This window comes from Burkholderia gladioli (genome assembly GCF_000959725.1).
Classification (GTDB): Bacteria; Pseudomonadota; Gammaproteobacteria; order Burkholderiales; family Burkholderiaceae; genus Burkholderia; species Burkholderia gladioli.
Window position 1 is genome coordinate 1,680,042 of the sequence record NZ_CP009322.1, and the last position, 19,065, is coordinate 1,699,106.

General features: G+C 64.5%; 17 protein-coding genes. 8 read left to right on the plus strand and 9 right to left on the minus strand.

What is annotated here, in order from left to right; translation table 11 throughout:
• The first annotated feature begins 2 nt into the window (after nucleotides 1-2).
• The gene (locus BM43_RS07655; protein ID WP_036056010.1) at nucleotides 3-1,214 is read left to right on the plus strand and encodes a hypothetical protein; all 1,212 of its coding nucleotides are present in this window, start codon (nucleotides 3-5) and stop codon (nucleotides 1,212-1,214) included.
• Nucleotides 1,211-2,887, plus strand: coding sequence for a glycoside hydrolase 5 family protein (locus BM43_RS07660; protein ID WP_036056008.1), 1,677 nt, complete (start codon nucleotides 1,211-1,213; stop codon nucleotides 2,885-2,887). Before BM43_RS07655 ends, BM43_RS07660 begins: the two co-directional genes overlap by 4 nt.
• A gap of 8 nt (nucleotides 2,888-2,895) precedes the next feature.
• On the opposite strand, the gene BM43_RS07665 is transcribed toward BM43_RS07660, so the two are convergent.
• On the minus strand, nucleotides 2,896-3,117 hold the full coding sequence (locus tag BM43_RS07665; RefSeq protein ID WP_036056007.1) for a hypothetical protein: 222 nt from the start codon (nucleotides 3,115-3,117) through the stop codon (nucleotides 2,896-2,898).
• Between the two features lie 125 nt (nucleotides 3,118-3,242).
• Between BM43_RS07665 and BM43_RS07670 the strand changes: the two genes are divergently transcribed.
• Nucleotides 3,243-3,857, plus strand: a complete 615-nt coding sequence (locus tag BM43_RS07670) for a phosphatase PAP2 family protein (protein ID WP_036056006.1) — start codon at nucleotides 3,243-3,245, stop codon at nucleotides 3,855-3,857.
• 1,407 nt (nucleotides 3,858-5,264) lie between these two features.
• Nucleotides 5,265-6,686: a sigma-54 dependent transcriptional regulator gene (locus BM43_RS07675; protein ID WP_036056004.1), complete on the plus strand. Its 1,422-nt coding sequence runs from the start codon at nucleotides 5,265-5,267 to the stop codon at nucleotides 6,684-6,686.
• A gap of 67 nt (nucleotides 6,687-6,753) precedes the next feature.
• Here the strand turns inward: BM43_RS07675 and BM43_RS07680 are convergent, their stop codons facing one another.
• Nucleotides 6,754-8,256, minus strand: a complete 1,503-nt coding sequence (locus BM43_RS07680; protein ID WP_036056001.1) for a mannose-1-phosphate guanylyltransferase/mannose-6-phosphate isomerase — start codon at nucleotides 8,254-8,256, stop codon at nucleotides 6,754-6,756.
• A gap of 405 nt (nucleotides 8,257-8,661) precedes the next feature.
• Between BM43_RS07680 and BM43_RS07685 the strand changes: the two genes are divergently transcribed.
• Entirely contained in the window at nucleotides 8,662-10,452 is a 1,791-nt protein-coding gene (locus BM43_RS07685) for a serine aminopeptidase domain-containing protein (protein WP_036055999.1), read from the plus strand.
• 46 nt (nucleotides 10,453-10,498) lie between these two features.
• Nucleotides 10,499-10,807: an H-NS histone family protein gene (locus BM43_RS07690; RefSeq protein WP_013697548.1), complete on the plus strand. Its 309-nt coding sequence runs from the start codon at nucleotides 10,499-10,501 to the stop codon at nucleotides 10,805-10,807.
• Nucleotides 10,808-10,821: 14 nt separating this feature from the next.
• Here the strand turns inward: BM43_RS07690 and BM43_RS07695 are convergent, their stop codons facing one another.
• Nucleotides 10,822-11,217: a LysR substrate-binding domain-containing protein gene (locus BM43_RS07695; protein ID WP_036055998.1), complete on the minus strand. Its 396-nt coding sequence runs from the start codon at nucleotides 11,215-11,217 to the stop codon at nucleotides 10,822-10,824.
• A gap of 106 nt (nucleotides 11,218-11,323) precedes the next feature.
• On the opposite strand from BM43_RS07695, the gene BM43_RS07700 reads away from it, so the two are divergent.
• Nucleotides 11,324-12,325, plus strand: a complete 1,002-nt coding sequence (locus BM43_RS07700; RefSeq protein WP_126241299.1) for a DUF5677 domain-containing protein — start codon at nucleotides 11,324-11,326, stop codon at nucleotides 12,323-12,325.
• Between the two features lie 272 nt (nucleotides 12,326-12,597).
• On the opposite strand, the gene BM43_RS07705 is transcribed toward BM43_RS07700, so the two are convergent.
• Genes BM43_RS07705 through BM43_RS07715 form a run of 3 tightly spaced genes read right to left on the minus strand, consistent with a single transcriptional unit; the run spans nucleotide 12,598 to nucleotide 15,456 of the window.
• Entirely contained in the window at nucleotides 12,598-13,431 is an 834-nt protein-coding gene (locus tag BM43_RS07705) for an oxidoreductase (RefSeq protein ID WP_036055994.1), read from the minus strand.
• 60 nt (nucleotides 13,432-13,491) lie between these two features.
• A complete protein-coding gene (locus tag BM43_RS07710; RefSeq protein ID WP_036055993.1) occupies nucleotides 13,492-14,265 on the minus strand; it encodes an SDR family oxidoreductase in 774 nt (257 codons plus the stop codon).
• A 45-nt stretch (nucleotides 14,266-14,310) separates the two neighbouring features.
• Entirely contained in the window at nucleotides 14,311-15,456 is a 1,146-nt protein-coding gene (locus BM43_RS07715) for an alkene reductase (protein ID WP_036055992.1), read from the minus strand.
• A gap of 99 nt (nucleotides 15,457-15,555) precedes the next feature.
• Here BM43_RS07715 and BM43_RS38525 point away from each other — a divergent pair, with 99 nt between their 5' ends.
• Nucleotides 15,556-16,500: a LysR family transcriptional regulator gene (locus BM43_RS38525; protein WP_080742138.1), complete on the plus strand. Its 945-nt coding sequence runs from the start codon at nucleotides 15,556-15,558 to the stop codon at nucleotides 16,498-16,500.
• A 444-nt stretch (nucleotides 16,501-16,944) separates the two neighbouring features.
• On the opposite strand, the gene BM43_RS07720 is transcribed toward BM43_RS38525, so the two are convergent.
• From BM43_RS07720 to BM43_RS07730, 3 genes are all read right to left on the minus strand, one after another.
• Nucleotides 16,945-17,175 (minus strand): hypothetical protein, encoded by a 231-nt coding sequence (locus tag BM43_RS07720; RefSeq protein ID WP_013690488.1) that lies wholly within the window; start codon nucleotides 17,173-17,175, stop codon nucleotides 16,945-16,947.
• Between the two features lie 229 nt (nucleotides 17,176-17,404).
• Nucleotides 17,405-17,932 (minus strand): cytochrome P460 family protein, encoded by a 528-nt coding sequence (locus BM43_RS07725; protein WP_036055990.1) that lies wholly within the window; start codon nucleotides 17,930-17,932, stop codon nucleotides 17,405-17,407.
• Between the two features lie 17 nt (nucleotides 17,933-17,949).
• On the minus strand, nucleotides 17,950-18,993 hold the full coding sequence (locus tag BM43_RS07730) for an alpha/beta fold hydrolase (protein WP_036037767.1): 1,044 nt from the start codon (nucleotides 18,991-18,993) through the stop codon (nucleotides 17,950-17,952).
• Nucleotides 18,994-19,065: the final 72 nt, after the last annotated feature.

Consider the following 19,065-nt stretch of genomic DNA (forward strand, 5'->3'; position numbering starts at 1 on the left):
CGATGTACGCCAGAGCGATTTCGATGCTGTTCTATCTGTTCTTCACCTGCGTGATCTTCAACCCGCAGGTGTCGGGCATCACCATCTACCTCTATACGCTGCTGCCGTTCCTCGATCCGGACTTCGGCGCGTTTTTGCTCACCACCTCGCGGCGCTGGGCGGTGCCGATGGGCATCGCCGTTCTCGTGTGCCTGCTCAGCCATCCGATGGTGGCGGCCAAGGTCGTGTCGGTGGCCGTCTGCGTCGGCTATCTGATGTATACGATCGCCAAACGGATCGATTACCTGCATCCGTGGATGGCCGTCAACGTGCTGTTCGGCACCGCCCAGTTCGTGCTGTATTACGCCGATTACGGCCTGTCGGTGCAGCTCGGGCCCGACGCGGTGTCGAAGATGCTGTGGGGCGACGCCGCCACCCAGACCAATACCAATTACTACGAGATCCTCTATTTCGCGCGCGTCAGCGGCTTCTCGCGCGAGGCCGGCTTCTTTGCCACGCTGCTGTCGGCCTCGTTCGTGCTCTATCTGTTCCAGGGACGGCGCAACCGCTGGATGCTTGGGCTCTACTGCATCGGTCTGTTCATCAGCCTGTCGAAGGCCTCGTTCGTGCTGCTGATCTTCGCCGCCATGTACGGCATGCGGCGGCAGTTGCGGGCGATCCACCCGCTCGTCTCGCTGCTCGGCTTCTTCGTGGTGACAATGGCGATCGCGGTGTATATGGCCCAGCACGATTTCTTCGGCTCCGAAACCTTCGCGCACCGCTTCGCCGGCTATCCGTTCCTGCTCGATGCGCAGTTCGCCGACCTGGTTCGCGGCGTCACCGCCCGCCAGTTGAACGACGAATACGGCTATCTGCCCTATGTGGCCATCAATCGCCAGCTGTATTTCATCAGCGACGTGACCTTCACCAGCATTCCGGGCCTGCTGGCCGACCTCGGGCTGCTCGGCGCGCTGGTGGTGCTCGCCGTGTTAGCGTTCACGGCCAGCGACGGCTTCGTGCTGCTGCTGTGCCTGCTGATCACCGCCACCGTGGGCATGACCACCGTCACCTCGTTCGTGCCGATCGCCTATCTGGTGGCCTACTGGCCCGGCTTCGTCTCCTATCTCGCCGACCAGCGCCGGCGCGCCGAGCGCCTGGCGCTCCAGCCCCGCATGGTGACGCGGCCCAGGCCCGCACCGGGGCCCGTGACCGCCGCCGAGCACTGGCTGCGATGAGCGTGCGCCGATACGCCGGCCACGCCATGGCGCGACGGCGCGGCCGGCTCGTGCCGCAGCCGTTTTTCCCGCTGCTGGCGTGCCTGCTGGCGCTGCTGTGGCCGCTCGTCTGCCGGGCGCAGTTGCGCGGCGTCGATGCCACGGGCGGCCTGCACGGCGTGCCCGGCGAGCCGATCGTGCTGCGTTACGAGGCCAGCGTGGCCGACGCGCAGGGCGCCACGCTGTCGGTGGAGGTGTTTGCCTTCGACGACACCGGCCGGCCCGCGCCCACCCCGATCGCCACCGTCTATCGAGCGATCGGCGCGGGCCGCACGCAGGCGCTCGCGAGCGTGCCCGTCAGCGTGACGCGGCCCGGCTTCTATCGCGCCGATGCCGAGCTGAGCGGGCGCTCGGGCGCGCGGCTCGGCCGGGCCAGCACCAGCTTCGCGATGGCGGCGCCGCGCCCGGGCGTCGGCCTGCCCGATTTCGGCGTGGTGACGCATTTCGCGCAGGCCCAGGGCGCGCCCTCGGTGCTGCTGCCGCTGGTGCGCCAGGCCGGCTTCTCGTGGATACGCGACGAACTCTACTGGCAGGAGATCGAGAAGACGCCCGGCCGTTTCCGCTTTCCCCCGGCCTACGACGCCTATCTCAGGCAGGCCGTGCGGCTCGGCATCTCGCCGCTGGTGGTGCTCGATTACGGCAACGCCGGCGCCTATCCGAAGCTGTTCGGCGCGTCGGCCTTCCCGCAGACGCCCGAGGCGCGCGCGCTGTTCGTCCGCTATGTGAGCGGCGTGGTGAAGCGCTACGGCGACCTGGTTCATCACTGGGAGCTGTGGAACGAGCCGTCCTTCGAACAGATCGGCTATGCCAACTATCTGGCGCTGCTGAAGGCCTCGTACGCGGCCATCAAGGCGCTGAGCCCCGGCGCCACGGTGCTGGCCTGCGGCGGCGGCGGCACCGGCGGCGGGCCGGGCGGCGACTGCCCGATCGAGCTGATCGAGGCCGGCGGCCTGGAGGCCCAGGACGGCTTCAGCGTGCATCCCTATATGTCGCCCAACACGCCCGAATACGGCTATCCGGCGAAGGGCGGCCCGATCGACACGGTTAGCATCCCCACCACCTGGCCGTATCTGCAATCGGTGGCCGCGCGGCATCCGCGCCGCGACGGCCGCCCGCTCCAGGTGTGGGTGACCGAGTTCGGCTGGCCGGTGAACCCGAAGGTGCCTGGGCAGGACGAGGCGAGCCAGGCTGGCAACCTGGTGCGCAGCTATCTGCTGTCGCGGCGCGCCAATGCCGTGCGCGTGCTGTTCTGGTACGACCTGATGGACGACGGCACCGACCCGAACAATATCGAGCACAACTTCGGGCTGCTGCATCACGACATGTCGCCGAAGCCGGCCTTCCTGGCCGCCGCGGTGCTGAGCGCGACGCTCGGCCAGCGGCCCTGGCACGACGCGCCGGTGGACAGCGGCGAGATCAAGGTCTATCGATACGGTAGCGGCGACGACGCGGTGCTGGCGGGCTGGACGGTGGGCACGGCGCCGGGCGTGGCGTCGATCCGGCTACGGCCGGGCCGCTATATCCAGCGCGACTGGCAAGGCGTGGAAAGCCCGGTGACGGTCACCAGCCAGCCGTTCGAATGGATACTCGGGCCGCTGCCGCGCTATCTGCTCGCCGTGCGGGACACGGGTTGAGCCGCGCGCTAGCGCCGCCGGCCGTCGTCGAACAGGCGGCGCAGCCAACGTGCCGCAGCGCTCGCCGGCCGGCGTCGCTGCGCATCGGCCGGGCGGCGACGCGCCTCGATCTCCTCGCGCGTCAGCATGCGTTCGGTGCGCGTGTCGGCGCGCCGGGCCGCGATGCACAGCGCCATGACCACCACGATCGCGACGATTTCCAGTACGGCGATGACGATCATGTAGCGCATGGCGTCGAGGCAATGAGGTGGCGGAGGCGAGACGAAACCGGGTGCCGGCGCACCCGCGCCGCCAGTGTGCCACAGCCTGCGCGTGCCGCCGCCACCTTGCCCACCCCACCGAATGGACCCGACCCGTGCACTGGCTCAGCTATCTGACGAATTTCGGCGACCCCTATCTCACCGTGCCGCTAGCCGCGCTGATCGCGCTGTGGCTGGCGGCGGCCCGCGCGCTGCGCGCCGCCTGCATCTGGTCGTGCGGCATCGCGCTGAGCGCGGCGCTGGTCGCCGCGAGCCGGATCGCGCATATCGTGTGGGGCGTGGAGCTAGCCGCGCTGCACTTCACCGTGGTCAGCGGGCATGCGATGCTGGCCGCGGCCGTGTATCCCACCGCGCTCGTGCTCTGCGACAACCGCGGCCGGCGCGAGCATCGGCCGGGGCCCGGCCTGGCCGGCCTCGCCTTCGCCGCCGTGATCGGCGGCTCGCGCGTGCTGCTCGGCTATCACTCCACGGCCGAGGTGATCAGCGGCCTTCTGTCGGGCGCCTGGGTGGCCATGCTGACCTGCGGCCATCTCGCGTTCGCCCGCCCGCGCGGCTTCGCGCTGCCCGATCCCGCGCCCTTCGCGGCCGCCGCGCTGGCCGCCGTCGTCATGTATCACGGCAAGGTGGCGCCAGTGTCGGCCTCGATCGATCGCAACGCCGTACAGCTTTTGCAATGGGACAAATCACAAGCCGGTAAAAACGGCGAATGACGCCGATTCGAAATCGATTGAAAGGCACCTTGGTTTTCTATCTGCTCGAATCAATTCGATTCGCGCCGTCGAGATGCGATCGGGAATAAATTACCGGTTCGATTCGAATGCGCCGCGCGTGCATTGTGACGCTTTACAAATATTACAGACGCCTTCCTTTTCAAATGAGCACTGAGGTTTTTTTTGAAAATTCGGATCTCGCCGGGAATACGATGCAAATCGGATAATTAAAAAAATGCGCAAACGTTTTACGTAATACGAATCTTCTTGAATTTGAATCAAAAATCCCGCGCTCGATGCCGTCGCGTGTCGAGCGAGCGAGTGTTCGTGACACGCGGCAGCCATCCTGTCGGTTCGCTGCCGAGCGCGAAACGCTTGCCGGACAAGGCGATGCGCCGATCGAAGCTGGCCGACCACGGCGAGCTGCCGCGATTTGCCGCGCGTTTCTCGAGTAATCGAGGCGATATTCAATAAACTACCAATTAGAAAGTTATAATCGCCTGCACTCGCGCATCGCATCGACGATACAAGTCGAGACAAATGGAAATACACAGACACGCAAGCCAAGCAAAAAGATTGTATGTTATGTTTTATATTGAAAATCAATGGATTCCCGACCGATGTAATTGCTAAATATTCTTACATTGAAAATTGACCGGCATTGATTTCGGCAAACAATAGCCACGGTCGCCGATGGCATGGCAAGTCAGATTTCTGACTTAGTATAGATCATACCAAAGGCAATCAAAGCGCCACGATCGGCAAGCCGAATTCCGTCGAATCTCGCCGGATTCCTGCCTTGGTCAGAATCGCATGCGCCACGCCGTCGGCCCCGGTGTCGTCCGGGGCGGGCCGACGGCATTCCGACCAAGGAACGATGCAGCGTCGCGCAGGGTGCCTGGCACCGCTGCGCACCCTGCATCGATCCATATCGCTCGATGCGCGCGCCACGGCCATGCGCCGCGTGCGGTATCGAACTGAAGCGGTCGGGCCGTGCAATCACTGTGATCCCCAGTTCTCCTGATCGAGGCCTGGTCGAACCGATGAATGAAGCGGCGAAGCGTCGTCGACGCTGGACGAAGGAGCGCAAGTGGGCAATCGCGCGCGAGAGTTTCGATCCGTCACCTCCTTGAAGGCGGTGGCGGAGGGCACGGTGTGAATCCAAGCCAGTTGTCCCGCTGGCGTAGGCTGTATCGGGACACGCTGCTGGCGCAGGCACGGACGCAGGCCGACGAGGAAGCCGCGACGAGCGCCGAGCGAACGGAGTAGCAACGAAAGCGTTCAGCAAGCATTCAAAAATGGATGTGTCGGCTGCGGACGGGTCATGCCCGGCGGGCCGAACCTCATCATCGGCCTGTATCCCTGCCGCCTGACACACCTCAGGCGCGGTTACTCAACGAGGGCGATATGCAAGAACCACACTATGTTGTTTCCCCGATTTTCCGGACTTCGGCCCCGCCGGAAGCCAGCACGCGATCGAGCGAGCAGGTGCAGGCCCAGCCCGCGCGCCCGTGCATCTACCTGTCGCGCCTTCCCGACGCGACCCTGGTGGCCTACCTCCGGGAACAACAGTGGGAGGTGCTGTGCGCCAGCTCCGCGAACGACGCGCGCAAGCTGGAAAACCCCGCCGCCGCGCACGCCGGCATCATCGACGTGGACAGCTTCAAGACCCGCGACCTCGCCGCGCTGGAACCGCTCTTGCGCCACAAGCAGATCGGCTGGATCGCCCTCGTCGATCCCGCGCGCCTGGCCGAGCCCGAGGTGCGCAAGCTGATCCACCAGTGCTGCTTCGACTACGTGAAGCGCCCGCTCACTCGCACGATGATCGGTTACCTGGTCAGCCACGCCTACGGCATGGTGAGCCTCGGCGAGAGCGAGCCGGCCGCCGAGGCCGGCGCGGCCAACGGTGTGGGCTATGCGATGGTGGGCACCTGCGAGCCGATGAAGCAGCTGTTCCGCACCATCCGCAAGGTAGCCAATACCGATGCGTCGGTGTTCGTGTCGGGCGAATCGGGCACCGGCAAGGAGCTGACGGCGATCGCCATCCACAAGCAGTCGTCGCGGCGCAAGGCGCCGTTCATCGCGATCAATTGCGGGGCGATTCCCCATCATCTGCTGCAGTCCGAACTGTTCGGCTATGAGCGCGGCGCCTTCACCGGCGCCAACAAGCAGCGCGTGGGCCGGGTGGAGGCCGCGCACGGCGGCACGCTGTTTCTCGACGAGATCGGCGACATGCCGCTGGAAAGCCAGGCGAGCCTGCTGCGCTTTCTCCAGGAAGGCCGGATCGAGCGGCTCGGCGGCCACGAGTCGATTCCGGTGGACGTGCGCGTGGTATCGGCCACCCATGTGGACCTGGAAGCGGCGATCCGCAACGGCCAGTTCCGCGAGGATCTGTTCCATCGCTTGTGCGTGCTGCATATCGAGGAGCCGCCGTTGCGCGCGCGCGGCCGCGATATCGAGCTGCTCGCCAATCATGTGCTGCAGAAATTCCATAGCGATGGCGCCCGCAAGATCCGCGGATTCACCGCCTGTGCGATCTCAGCGATGTATGGCTATCCGTGGCCGGGCAATGTGCGCGAGCTGATCAACCGCATCCGCCGCGCGATCGTGATGGCGGAAAGCCGGCTGATCTCGGCTGCCGATCTCGGCCTCGACCGGTTCTCGGCGCAGCAGCATCCCATCACGTTGGCCGAGGCGCGCGAACGCGCCGAGAAGAGCCTGATCGAGGCGGCGCTGCTGCGCCATCGGCGCCGGCACCTGGAGGTGGCCACCGAACTCGGCGTGTCGCGCGCCACCCTGTATCGGCTGATGAACAGCTACGGGCTGTAACGCGGTGGCGCCCGCCAGGCCGAAAGGCCCGAAGGCCGCGAGCCCGGAAGCCCGGGCTCGCCAACGCTCACACCAGCCGGCCGTAGTTGTCCTCGAAGCGCACGATATCGTCCTCGCCCAGATAGGTGCCCGACTGCACCTCGATGATCTCCAGCGGCGTCTTGCCGGGGTTCCCAAGGCGATGCACGGTACCGAGCGGGATATAGGTGGATTCGTTTTCCGACAGCAGGAAGCTGTCCTCGCCGCGTGTGACCTGCGCCGTGCCCTTCACCACCACCCAGTGCTCGGCACGGTGATGATGCATCTGCAATGAAAGCTTTTCGCCCGGCTTCACCACGATGCGCTTGACCTGGAAGCGCTCGCCCGAATCGATCGAATCGTAATGCCCCCAGGGCCGATGCACCTTGCGATGGTTGTCGGCCTCGGGCCCGCGCTCGGCGCGCAGCCGCGACACCACCGCCTTGATCTGCTGGGCGTTGTTGCGATCGGCCACCAGGATCGCGTCGGCCGTCTCCACCACCACCATATCGTTGAGCCCCACGCAGGCGATCAGGCGCCCCTGCGAATGCGCGAAGGTGTTCGCGGTGCCCTCGAACATCACCCGGCCCTGGGCCACGTTGCCGGCCGCATCGCGCGGCAGGATCTCCCAGATCGCATCCCACGAGCCCACGTCCGACCACGGCGCATCCATCGGCACCACCACGCCGGGAATCTCGGCGCATTCGGCCAGCCGTTCCATCACCGCATAGTCGATCGAGTCGTCGGGACACACGCTGAATTCCTGCCGGGCCGGGCGCACGAACACCGGATCGTCGGCGCCGTTGCGCAGGGCCGCCCGACATGCCGCGAGGATATCGGGGCGGGTGGTGGCGATCGCCGCCAGCCACACCGAGGCGCGCAGCACGAACACGCCGCTGTTCCACAGATACTCGCCCGAATGCACGTATTGCTCGGCCAGTTCGCGGCGCGGCTTCTCCACGAAGCGGTCGATCGCGAAGGCGCCGTCCTGGCCGAGCGGCGCGCCCATGCGGATATAGCCATAGCCAGGCTCGACGCGGCGCGGCACCACGCCGATGGTGGCGATCGCGCCGTTGGCCGCGTGGCGCGCGGCGCGCAGCACCGCGGCCTGGAACGCCGCGATGTCGGGTACCGCGTGGTCTGCCGGCATCACCACCATGATCGCGTCGCCCTCGCCTTCGGCACTCACCAGCGCCGCGAAGGTCAGCGCCGGCGCCGTGTTGCGCGCGCACGGCTCCAGCACGATGCGCGCGGGCTTGCCGCACGCGCCCAGTTGCTCGGCGCTGATGAAGCGATGGTTCTCGCCGCACACCAGCACCAGCTCCTCGGCCAGCGGCCAGGCCTGCTGCATGCCGTCCAGGCGCCGCGCGGTGGCCATCAGCAGCGAATCGTCACCGAGCAGCCTGAGCAACTGCTTCGGGTAATGCTCGCGCGACAGCGGCCAAAGCCGCGTGCCCGAGCCGCCGGCCAGGATCACATGGCGGATCGGCAGCTCGGCGGCCTCGGCCGCGCTCGCGGCCTGCGTGGATTCGAATGCGTCGGGTGTGCTCATCGATGGGCTCCAGTCTCACGGGGGATACGCGCCATCCCGGGCGAGGCCCGCAATGCGGGCGCGCGAACGGGTGGGCGCGAACGGGGTGACTCAACGTAAGAGCATGGCCGGCGCGGCACCGTTCGGTGCCCAACACTCGCGCCCGCGCGACGCGATTGCGGCCGTTTCGACGGTGCCGCGTGCGTGCCGACAACAGCCCGCCTCGGCCCGCCGATCAAAGTGTGCAAGCGCACCGAACGCAGGCATGCCCACATTGCATGCTGGATTCAGCCGATGCACCGCGTAACGAAGCATTCGGGCTTGGGGGCAAGGAGCGCATTCGATCGTGGAGGGGGCACCCCGTGCGAATCGAAGCGCTTCCGTCAGTGGCCAGAGAGATTCATCCATAAGAGACCGCACACCAAAATGGAACCTGTCGTTTTCAACGGACATGCCGGGTGGCTGCACGCTGCCCGCGGCGACTACGGGGTCGTCCTTTGCAATCCCTTCGGCCACGAGGCGATGTGGCTGCACCAGGCGATGCGCCAGTTCGCCGACTGCCTGGCCCTGCGCGGCATCTCGGTGCTGCGCTTCGATTATCTGGGCACCGGCGATTCGAGCGACACCGGCGGCTGGGTGCGCCCCGAGGACTGGGTGGCCGAGGTGGTGGAGGCGGTGGGCTGGCTGAAGCGCGCCGCGCAGATCGAGCGCGTGTCGCTGGCCGGCTTCCGGCTTGGCGCGACCGTGGCCGCGCTGGCCGCGCGGCAGGCCGAGGTGGAATCGATCGCGATGTTCGCGCCGGTGGTGTCGGTACGCCTGTTCCTGCGCGAAATGAACCTGCTGCACCAGACCTGGAAGCGCAAGGCCGGTATCGACGACGGCGACGAGGTGGCGGCGCACGACGTGCGCGAGATCTTCGGGCATCGCTTCAGCGCCGAGGGGCTCGATCGACTCGGCGAGTTCGACCTGTGCCGCGAGCCGCGATCGTCGGCCGCTCGCGTGCTGATCGCGCACAGCGGGCAGCACGACGGCAGCCTGGCCCTGGCCGAGCATTTCGCGGCGCAGGGCGTGGCGGTGGAATCGATCGAATTCCCGAATTACCTGCAGGCGCTCTGCCCCGCCTGGCTGACCGAATCGCCGGTGGCGATGCTGAACCTGGCCGCCGATTGGCTGTCCGCGCAGGCCCGCATCGCGATCGGCACGGCGCCCGGCGCCGACGACGGCGCCGCGCATCCCGGCATTCCGGTGCCCGGCGCCGTCGAGCGACCGGTGAAGGCCGACGACGGGCGCCTCACCGGCATCCTGTGCGAGCCCGTGGCGCCGCGCGACGCCGGCAGGCCGGCCCTGCTGATCGCCAATACCGCGGCCACCCATCATGCCGGCGACGGCCGCTTCGGCGTGGAGCTGGCGCGCGAGATGGCCTATCACGGCTATGCGTCGCTGCGCGTGGATGCCGACGGGATCGGCGACAGCACCGGCGCCACCGCGCTCAGCGTGCCCGGCCAGCTCACCTACGATTCGATGGCCTCGGACCTGTCGCGCTGGGTGGATTGGCTGGTGGCGCGCGGCCATCGCCAGGTGGTGATCTTCGGCATCTGCGCGGGGGCCTACACGGCGCTGATGGCAGCGCGCGACACGCTGGCCGTGCGCGGGCTGGTGCTCGTCAATCCGTCCAGCTTCCTGCTGCCGGAGGGCTGCACCATCCAGCAGGCCGCGCTGCTGCCGCGCGGCTCGCCGCGCGCCAACCTGCGCTCGATGGTGCGCGCCGACAAATGGAGCAAGGTGCTGCGCGGCGAGCTGAGCCTGGTACCGGTGGCGCGCACGCTCTGGCGCCACGGCACGGCGCGCGTGCAGCGGGTGGTGGCGATGTGGTCGAACGACATGCTGTGCTCGACCAATGCCAGCCACCAGGTGCAGCGGATGTTTCGGCGCATCGATACGGCCGGGGTGCGGGTGCGCCTGCTGTTCAGCCCGCAGGATCACGCGCTCGACGAGTTCTATATGCACTTCGGCATCGGCCGCCAGCGGCTCGAACGCTTTCCGCAGCTGCTGGCGCGGGTGCTGGTGGAGATGGATCACGAGGTGCTGAACCGGCGCGCGCGCGCGCGCGTGATGACCGAATGCTTCGCGGTTCTTCAGGACGTGCACCTGGCCGCCCAGCAGGAAACGCCCTGTCCCGTCGCTCCGGGGGCCCAAACGGAGTTGACGCTGACCTGATTCCACCCGACCGGCGCCCGGCAACCTCTCGCTCATCCTACGCCACATGAACAACCCGACGATCCTCCAGTTGCAGCGGCAGCTCGGCCAACTCAATCGGCAGGTACAGGAGGCCAAGCTGCGCGAGAAACGCGCCCGGCTCGAACAGATCGCGAACGACGTCAGGGAATTCGACATCAGCGAACTCGAACTGCTGCGCGCCGGTGGGTTCCTCAAGGCGCGCCGCAAGAAGGTGCGGCCCAAATACTACAACCCGGCCACCGGGCAGACCTGGTCGGGCCGGGGCAAGCGGCCGCGCTGGCTGGTGGGCCGCGATCTCGACGAGTTTCTGATCCGGGGCGCGACGCGGGCTTGATCGCGCGGCCGTGATCAGGGCTCGCCGACGCGCGGCAGGTCGAGCGCGAGGGTCTGGGCCAGATGCGCGACGAACACGTCCAGCCGAGCGTTGCGCCTGCGCCGCGCCGGATACAGCGCGCGAATCGCCGTCGTTGGCGCGAAACGGGCCGTCCGGCCGATGCACGAGCGGCGGGCCCTTCGCCTTACTGTAGGTCCACGCATGCACCTCGCCGCCGCCGGTAACACCAGGCAGGCATGGCCGGCCAGCTCCGCCGGCTGGCGCGGCTCGCCGCGACGGGCCAGATAGGCCTGGCTCGCCATCGTCGCCAGGCGGCTCTCGGCCAGGCCCTGCATCCTCATCGAGGAATCGGGCAGATCGCCGTGCCGGATCGCGATGCACCAGCCGCCCGGCGCCAGCAGCGCATGCACGCCCGCGAACCCGGCAGCCGTCGTATGATCCCGACCAACAGCGGGCTCTCGGCCGTTGGCCGCTTGCGGCCAGCACCTGACGTTCGGCGAGTAGGGAGTCCTGCCGTTGGAACGGCTGCAGTACTCCGTTATCCGCCGGATGAGCTACGCGCACAATTCGGCCTTTGCTGAGGCTAATATGTCGACACCGCTACGCTCGGTCACTGTTTCAGACAGATTCCAATGGCCACTATGGCTGCCCGGAGTTCAGCTGTGTTCTGCTGCGCCATGCCTCGCCCTACAAAACGAAAGGGAAGCGATGACAAACGGCTTCAACGACATAGGCTTTCTTGGCGACGATCTGGATTCGTGGCGTGATAACGTCCGGGCTGAATTTCCAGAATCATTCGCGATTGCCGACCGCATGAACCGAATGGGGATGCGAATGATCCGCGATATTCCAGAAGGTGAGCGCCCCTTATCCCAAGGCCTTGCGCTTGCCGGTTTCTACCGCGCGTTGCAGTCCTTCCAGTCTGCGATCTTGCTCGCCGAGCGCGGGGCACTCGCCGAGGCTCGGGCACTCGTCCGTCTTTGCTGCGAGGCAGTCATCCTAGTCGGTGGACTGCTTAAAGTTGAAGGAACTGTCGAGAAGTTGAACGAGGACCACGAAAAGCACGTCCTGTCTATGGCGAATTCGATGATTGAATTAAACCGTCAGGCGAAAACGGGAGCGGATCTAACGCCGTTCGAGAGCGAAGTGGCGCGGGTGAAGGCCGAATATCCGGAAGAGCAGAAGCCTGCTTCGCTCAAATGGGCATCAATGGCTGCCCAAGCGGGACTTGGCCGGCTTTTCGAACTTTCCTATCGCCTCCCGTCAGGGGATGGTGCGCATGTCACGCTCAGCGCGCTTCATCGGCACTTTGACAAAGATAAAGAAGGTGAAATTGTCGGGATGATTTTCCATCCAGATAAGTCCGACCTGCAGTCTACTATGCTAGCGGCAAATGCTTCACTGATTCATGCGTTGGGACTAGTTCAGGAATTCATGGACCTTGGCCAGTATGAAGCGGAGATCCGTGATCTTTTGCTGCAATGGTCCGTCACTCGCAAGGAACTTGAACACGAATAGCGAGCCGTAGGTATTGGCTGCGATCTCAACGCTCCAAGCTGTGAAGCCGGGCCGTCCAGCCGAAGAGGAACACGACGCGCGGAGCGCGTATAGCGCGGACTACCGAGGAGCTCGTGAGTTCTTTGATGCTTAGCTACCGTCCGGTGCTCCGATGCCGCCAGGATCCTAAAAAATCGGTTGGATTGGCAGCGCTGCGACGGGTGGCCCGGTCAAAGCATAATGGTGCTCAGTTGGCCCTTCGCTTCGCTCCGTTGAAGCCACACCGATGATTTCTAGTCCTTGACATCGAGCGCAGTTGATACGTCCTTCCAGCGCTCGGCGTTATCACGTAGCGCGTCGGCCTTCGCCACAAAGACGCGATAGCCTTCTGACCCTCCTGCCAGCCAGACCGGCGGTTCGTTGTTAGAGGCTAGATTGACGATTGCCAGGGCAAATTTTTGCGGATCGCCGGCCTGTTGGTGGTTGTTGGCATCCAGCGATTTTATTCGCGCCGCCGAGAACTCCGCGTAGTCGTCGATCGTGATGTCACCGTACTGGACGGAGCTGCGATCAAGGAAATCCGTGCGGAAGCGGCCGGGGTAGATGCAACTGACTTTGATTCCGAAAGGCATTAGTTCCTCAGCCATAGCCTCAGACCATCCGCTGATCGCGTGCTTACTTGCGCAATAGATGGACGACCCTGCGCCCCCGCTCATGCCGGCGATCGAAGAGATGGTGATGATGTGGCCCGATCGCTGGCGTCGCATGATCGGTAGAACAGAGCGGGTCACATCGAAGACCCCGTACACGTTCGTATCGAACTGGCGGACAAGTTGTTCGCGCGAAACTTCCTCAAATGCCCCGAGCTGACCATAGCCGGCGTTGTTCACCAGCACATCGATCGTGCCGAACCGCTCAAACGCATCGCGCACCGCGGCCTCGACCGAGGCGGGCTGCGTCACATCAAGCGTTAAAGCGCAAAGCTGATCGCGGTCGGCATGCAGCGCATCGACTAAGTGCTGTCGATCCCGAGCCGTTGCGATGACCTTGTTACCAGCGGCTAGCGCAGCGCGAGCGATTTCCAGGCCAAAGCCACGGCTCGCGCCCGTGATGAACCAAGTTTGCATATTAAAGTCTCGTCGAAGGTTCCCCAGTGCCCCGATGAAGGGAAAGCTGGGGAGGGGGTGTTATTGGACTGAGTAGCCGCCATCCACCATGAGGATGTGACCAACGACAAAGCTCGATGCGTCGGAAGCGAGCCACAGCACCGCTTCCGCGACTTCTTCGGGCTTACCGGTACGGCCGATCGGATGCGCGGCACGAATCGGCTCCATGACGCTGTCCGATCCGGCCAGCTCTACGAAGCGGTCGATCATGGGTGTGTTGATCGTCCCTGGACCGACTGCGTTGATGCGAATACCCTGTTTTGCATAGTCCAGGGCAGCGCCGCGCGTGAGGCCTAGGACGGCATGCTTGGATCCTGAATAGGTCGTGAGGCCGGGGATGCCAACGACGGCCGACATTGACCCCATGTTGACGATCGCCCCGCCCCCTTGCTTGAGCATCTGGGCGATTTCAGCGCGCATCGAAAGCCAGACGCCGCGCACGGTGACGTCGAAAATTTCGTCATAGGTGCCGGACGGCTGTTCTGCGAGCAGGGCCGAGTTCTGCGTAAGGCCCGCATTATTGAAGGCAATATCAAGCCGTCCGAACGTCGTCACAGCTTGATCGATAAGGGACTGTACCTCGCCTTCCTTGCTCACATCGGTTTTCACGAAGATCGCTTTGCCGTCAGCCTCCCGAATGAGCTTGACGGTTTCCTCGCCAGCGTTGGGGTTTATATCCGAGACGACAACGCGCGCGCCCTGTGCCGCGAACGCTATAGCGGTTGTTCTACCGATGCCGGAGCCGGCGCCTGTTATGAGGGTAACTTTGCCGTTCAATTCTGCATATTGAGCCATGGGTCTATCCTTTGTTGTTTGGGGAAATGAGCCGCAATAGAGGCGTTAGGCCGGGACAGACTCGCCAGCCGGGCGGTAGGGCGGGTAATCAACGTACCCGTGTGCCCCGCCCTCATAGTATGTGGCGCGATCTGGCTGATTAAGCGGCCAGTCATGGCGCAGGCGGGCAACCAGGTCGGGATTGGCAATAAACGGCTGTCCAAAGCCGGCGAGGTCGATGACACCATTGGTGATAAGCTCGTTCGCCCGAGCTTTCGTCATTCCACCGTCGAGCAGAATTGCCGTATGCGGCGCGACTGCGCGCCACTTGATGAGCAATTCCTTGATGAGTTCGCTTGTCGGCTTCTGGCCGGCGGGGGTATTGAAGAACCCCGTTTGATCCATGACGTGAAAGTAGGCGATGCCACGTTCACCCAGGGCTTTGCCTAAGCTGACATAGGTTTCCTCGGCGTCATCAAACATCGGGACTGAGCCGATGACCCCGTAGGGAGTCAGGCGAATACCAACCCGGTGCGCGCCGATTGCAGCGCTGACGGCGTCCACGACTTCAAGGGTGAACCGCGTCCGCCCTTCAATCGTCTTGGCCGAGTAGCGATCCGTGCGATCGTTGATATGCGGATTTAGAAATTGGTCGAACAGGTAGCCATTCGCCGCGTGCAGCTCGACACCGTCGAACCCGGCAGCCATCGCGTTCCGCGCAGCGGTTGCGAAATCCTCGACAACCCGCGCAACTTCGTCGGTTTCGAGAGCGCGGGGGCGAGACGCCGGGACAAAGCCGATTGCCCCATCATCGGCGCGGCCGAACGCCATTGCACCTTCCGCTGCTCGATCAGTCGAACTAACCGGGGCGTGGCCGTCAGGTTGGTTCGACGTGTGCGCAATGCGCCCGACGTGCCAGAGCTGGATGAACATCCGTCCACCCACTGCGTGAACCGAGTCCGTGACCCGGCGCCAACCGGCGATTTGTTCGGGTGTGAAAATGCCGGGATTGTAGAAATACCCTTGGCCTTCATGTGATATGGGCGACCCTTCTGAGACGATAAGGCCGGCCGTTGCGCGTTGCGTGTAGTAGAGCGCAACGAGATCGGTCGCAGCGTCGTCGGGACCGCGCGAGCGGGTCAGTGGGGCCATGAAGATGCGGTTCGGCAACTTCAATCCGGCCAAGTCGAATGGTTTGAAAATAGCTTCCATAGTGCGAGCCTCGCGTTTCGTGACGCCTTGAATTTTAGGGTCGCCTGCATGATATGCAAATCGGATATAATTCCATTCACTAGAGAAAATATCTCTATCATGCGCATCTACGTTGAAAGCATCACTGCCATTCAAGCTTTCGTGTTGGCAGCCGAGCGGCGGAGCTTTAAGCACGCCGGTCAGGCGATGGGGCTGACGCCGTCTGCGATCGGCAAGGCAATTCAAAAGCTCGAAGAGCAGCTAGCAGTTCAACTATTCCATCGGTCAACACGATCGATCGCGATCACCGAGGAAGGGGCACTTTTCCTCGATCGGTGTCGCCGCATTCTTGGTGAGATCGAGGCCGCCCAAGCGGAGGTTACAAACGCTCGCGCTGCGCCGCACGGGCGGCTGAAAATCGCCCTGCCAGTTGAACCAACGCTTTTGTTGCCAGCGATCACTGCGTTCAATGAGGCATATCCAACTATCCAACTTGATCTGGACATCAACGATCGGTTTGTTGATGTCATAGACGAAGGCTTCGACGCAGTGATTCGATCGGGTGCGCCGATTGACAGCCGCTTGCGTCATCGAAAACTTGGGGATTTCGGTTGGAGCTTCGTCGCTTCACCAGACTACATCGAGCGGTCTGGACGACCAGAGAACTTGTCGGATTTGGCAAACCACGCTTGTTTGCGCCAACGCCTTGCGCAAACCGGGCGGCTTATGCCTTGGCCGGCACCCACAAGTGGCGAAGTGCCAGTAGCAGAGGCGACCATTACTGCGACGATGATGGAGCCCCTTCTCGAATTGGCCACTCGAGGTCGAGGCATCGCCTACCTGCCCGACTTTGCGGTGCGAACAAGTGTGGAAGATGGACGGCTGATCGAAGTTTTGAATGGAGCGACAATGGAAACTGGGGCACTCCACATTCTATGGCCTGCCAGTTACTACCCGCTGCCGAAGGTGCGGGTTTTTGTAGACTTCATGTCTACTTATGTCGCCCGCCGCTTGTCGGAAAGCAGCCGACCAGACCGCGGGGGTGGCTACAAGGGGCAAAGCTAGTCGGCCGGCCTTTTTCTTTGGAGAGGTCGCACGTGCGACCACATCCTGCGATCTTGTCCAGGCCTCGATTATCAAACCGCTGATGAGCGAGCCGCTCGTCGCGCCAGACTGGAGCCCTGACCACAACATCTCGCCGGGGTCAATCCATGACACTTTTATGCAACGTGGAAAGACGGAAGTTCGCTACTGTGTTCCCCCTCGTATAGTTCTTCGTGGTCGCGCTAATGACTGCTCCGTAGTTGTGAGCAGACGTGGCTGTCGATGCGACCCGAATGACAGCAACGGGTCGATTGCCGCCATTGACACTGCCTCATTTAGAAAACCAGCACAGCTGAACAACCGCCAACGCCATCACCCCGCGGAGCAGCCCCCCCTCAAAACACAACACGGGGGCATCAAACCGCATTCCGATGCCCCCGCAACCAACCCGCAACCGCCTCCCGATCAGGAATGCGACGCGGCAGCCGCGCTCGCGGCCCTCTCCTGCTTGGCTTTCTTCGAGGCCTCGTGATGGCCGATCGCGCAGCCGGCAGCCGCGCCCAGCACCGCGTGATGGCCGGCCACATGCCCGGCCACGCCGCCCACCGCCGCGCCCTTCAGGCAGCCGGCAGCATTCGCGTTGGCGCCTGCCGCGAGCAGGCCGATACACGAGAAGGTGATCAACAGACGTTTCATGGTCGAACTCCGTATTCGAGCGTGTGAATCGCGACACGCAAGTCGCGATGGAAAGCGTATTGTGCGGGTCGACCCGGCGCCGGTCCACCGGCGATGCCCTTGCTTACCGAAGCGACAAACCTGTTACAGGTCCGGCCCTTGCAACGACGCGAACCACGCCCAGCAACACGGAAAGCAATCCGAAACACTTTCGGAGCGCTTTCAATTCGCTCAGCTCGGCGCCCGGACTTCAGGGCGCGAGCCGCGTGAACACGTAGTCGTGGTTCTTCACCAGCGCCTGGTGACAGGCGAAGCAGGTCTTGTGCTGCGCCTCGTCCACCGGCACGCCGTTGATGAAGCGGCCGAAGCCCCAGCCGCCGGTGGCGGCATAACGCTTCGAATCCTTGACCATCACCTGCACGGTGGTGGCCTTGCCGGCCACCGTCGCGGTAGGCGATTCCTCCGATTGCTTGCGCTTGTAGGCGAGCTTGACGAGGATCGTGCCGTCGGGAAACGGCAGCGTCGACTTCTGCAGCGCGGCCACCGCGATCGGGTTGCCGAGCACCACGCGCAGCTCGTCGAGCGGCGCGGGTTCCTCGGCCGGCGCGATCATTTCCCACTTGCGGTAGCCGGGCGGAATCGTCACGCCGTAGATCGGCGAAGCGGCCGAGGCTGCCGCCGGTTTCGCCGGCTCGTCGGCCTTCGCCGCCTGGGCGGCGAAGGCCGACAGCAGGCAGGCGCCGACAGCAAGCCTGGAAGTCAGTCGAGCGAAGGACATGGACACACCTCCGTCCATCAGAGCTTGGTCACTTGCAGGATCGCCTCGGCGAACGCCTGCGGCGCTTCCTGCGGCAGGTTGTGGCCGATGCCGCCGCTCAGCGTCTGGTGGCGATACTTGCCCGTGAACTTCTTCGCGTAGGCGGCCGGCGCCGGGTGCGGCGCGCCATTGGCATCGCCTTCCATGGTGATGGTCGGCACCGAGATCGACGGGGCGGCCGCGAGGCGCTGTTCCAGCGCATCGTACTTGGCCTCGCCGCGCTCGAGCCCGAGGCGCCAGCGGTAGTTCGAGATCACCACGGCGACGTGGTCGTCGTTATGGAAGGACGCGGCGCTGCGGGCATAGGTGGCGTCGTCGAAGTTCCACTTGGGCGAGGCCAGTTGCCAGATCAGCTTGTTGAAGGCATCGCGGTTGGCCGCGTAGCCGGCCGCGCCGCGCTCGGTCGCGAAGTAGAACTGATACCACCACTGGAACTCGGCTTGCGGCGGCAGCGGCGCCTTGTTCGCCGCCTGGCTGCCGATCAGGTAACCGCTCACCGACACCAGCGCGACCACGCGCTCGGGCCACAGCGCCGCGATGACGTCGGCGGTGCGCGCGCCCCAGTCGTAGCCGCCGAACACGGCCTTGTCGATCTTCAGCGCGTCGAGCAGCGCGATGGTGTCGACAGCCGTCACGACCTGCTGGCCGTTGCGCGGCGTATCGGCGGACACGATGCGGGTCGAGCCGTAGCCGCGCAGGTACGGCACGATCACGCGGTAGCCGGCCGCCACCAGGCGCGGCGCCACCTCGGCATAGGAATGGATGTCGTAGGGCCAGCCGTGCAGCAGCACCACCACCGGGCCCGTCTTCGGGCCGACGTCGACATACCCGACGTCGAGCACGCCGGCCTTGATCTGCTGGATATCGGAGAAGCCCGCGCTGCCGCTGCCGGCGCGCATGGCCGCGCCGGCCTCGGGCGTCTGCGCCTGGGCCAGGCTGCTCAGGCTGAGATCGATCAAGCTGACGCTGGCCAGCGTGGTACCGAGAATGCGACGGCGCCGCAGGTTGACGTTGTCCGACATGTTCCGTTCTCCTTGATGCGAATCGCGCGAATGACGCGAATTTCGTCTTTGCAGAATGAGTCGCGCCTCCCT

Coding starts and splice junctions, on each gene's coding strand:
- BM43_RS07655 (WP_036056010.1), top strand. CDS start 3: ATGTACGCCAGAGCGATTTCGATGCTGTTCTATCTGTTCTTCACCTGC.
- BM43_RS07660 (WP_036056008.1), top strand. CDS start 1,211: ATGAGCGTGCGCCGATACGCCGGCCACGCCATGGCGCGACGGCGCGGC.
- BM43_RS07665 (WP_036056007.1), bottom strand. CDS start 3,117: ATGCGCTACATGATCGTCATCGCCGTACTGGAAATCGTCGCGATCGTG.
- BM43_RS07675 (WP_036056004.1), top strand. CDS start 5,265: ATGCAAGAACCACACTATGTTGTTTCCCCGATTTTCCGGACTTCGGCC.
- BM43_RS07680 (WP_036056001.1), bottom strand. CDS start 8,256: ATGAGCACACCCGACGCATTCGAATCCACGCAGGCCGCGAGCGCGGCC.
- BM43_RS07685 (WP_036055999.1), top strand. CDS start 8,662: ATGGAACCTGTCGTTTTCAACGGACATGCCGGGTGGCTGCACGCTGCC.
- BM43_RS07690 (WP_013697548.1), top strand. CDS start 10,499: ATGAACAACCCGACGATCCTCCAGTTGCAGCGGCAGCTCGGCCAACTC.
- BM43_RS07705 (WP_036055994.1), bottom strand. CDS start 13,431: ATGCAAACTTGGTTCATCACGGGCGCGAGCCGTGGCTTTGGCCTGGAA.
- BM43_RS07710 (WP_036055993.1), bottom strand. CDS start 14,265: ATGGCTCAATATGCAGAATTGAACGGCAAAGTTACCCTCATAACAGGC.
- BM43_RS07715 (WP_036055992.1), bottom strand. CDS start 15,456: ATGGAAGCTATTTTCAAACCATTCGACTTGGCCGGATTGAAGTTGCCG.
- BM43_RS38525 (WP_080742138.1), top strand. CDS start 15,556: ATGCGCATCTACGTTGAAAGCATCACTGCCATTCAAGCTTTCGTGTTG.
- BM43_RS07720 (WP_013690488.1), bottom strand. CDS start 17,175: ATGAAACGTCTGTTGATCACCTTCTCGTGTATCGGCCTGCTCGCGGCA.
- BM43_RS07725 (WP_036055990.1), bottom strand. CDS start 17,932: ATGTCCTTCGCTCGACTGACTTCCAGGCTTGCTGTCGGCGCCTGCCTG.
- BM43_RS07730 (WP_036037767.1), bottom strand. CDS start 18,993: ATGTCGGACAACGTCAACCTGCGGCGCCGTCGCATTCTCGGTACCACG.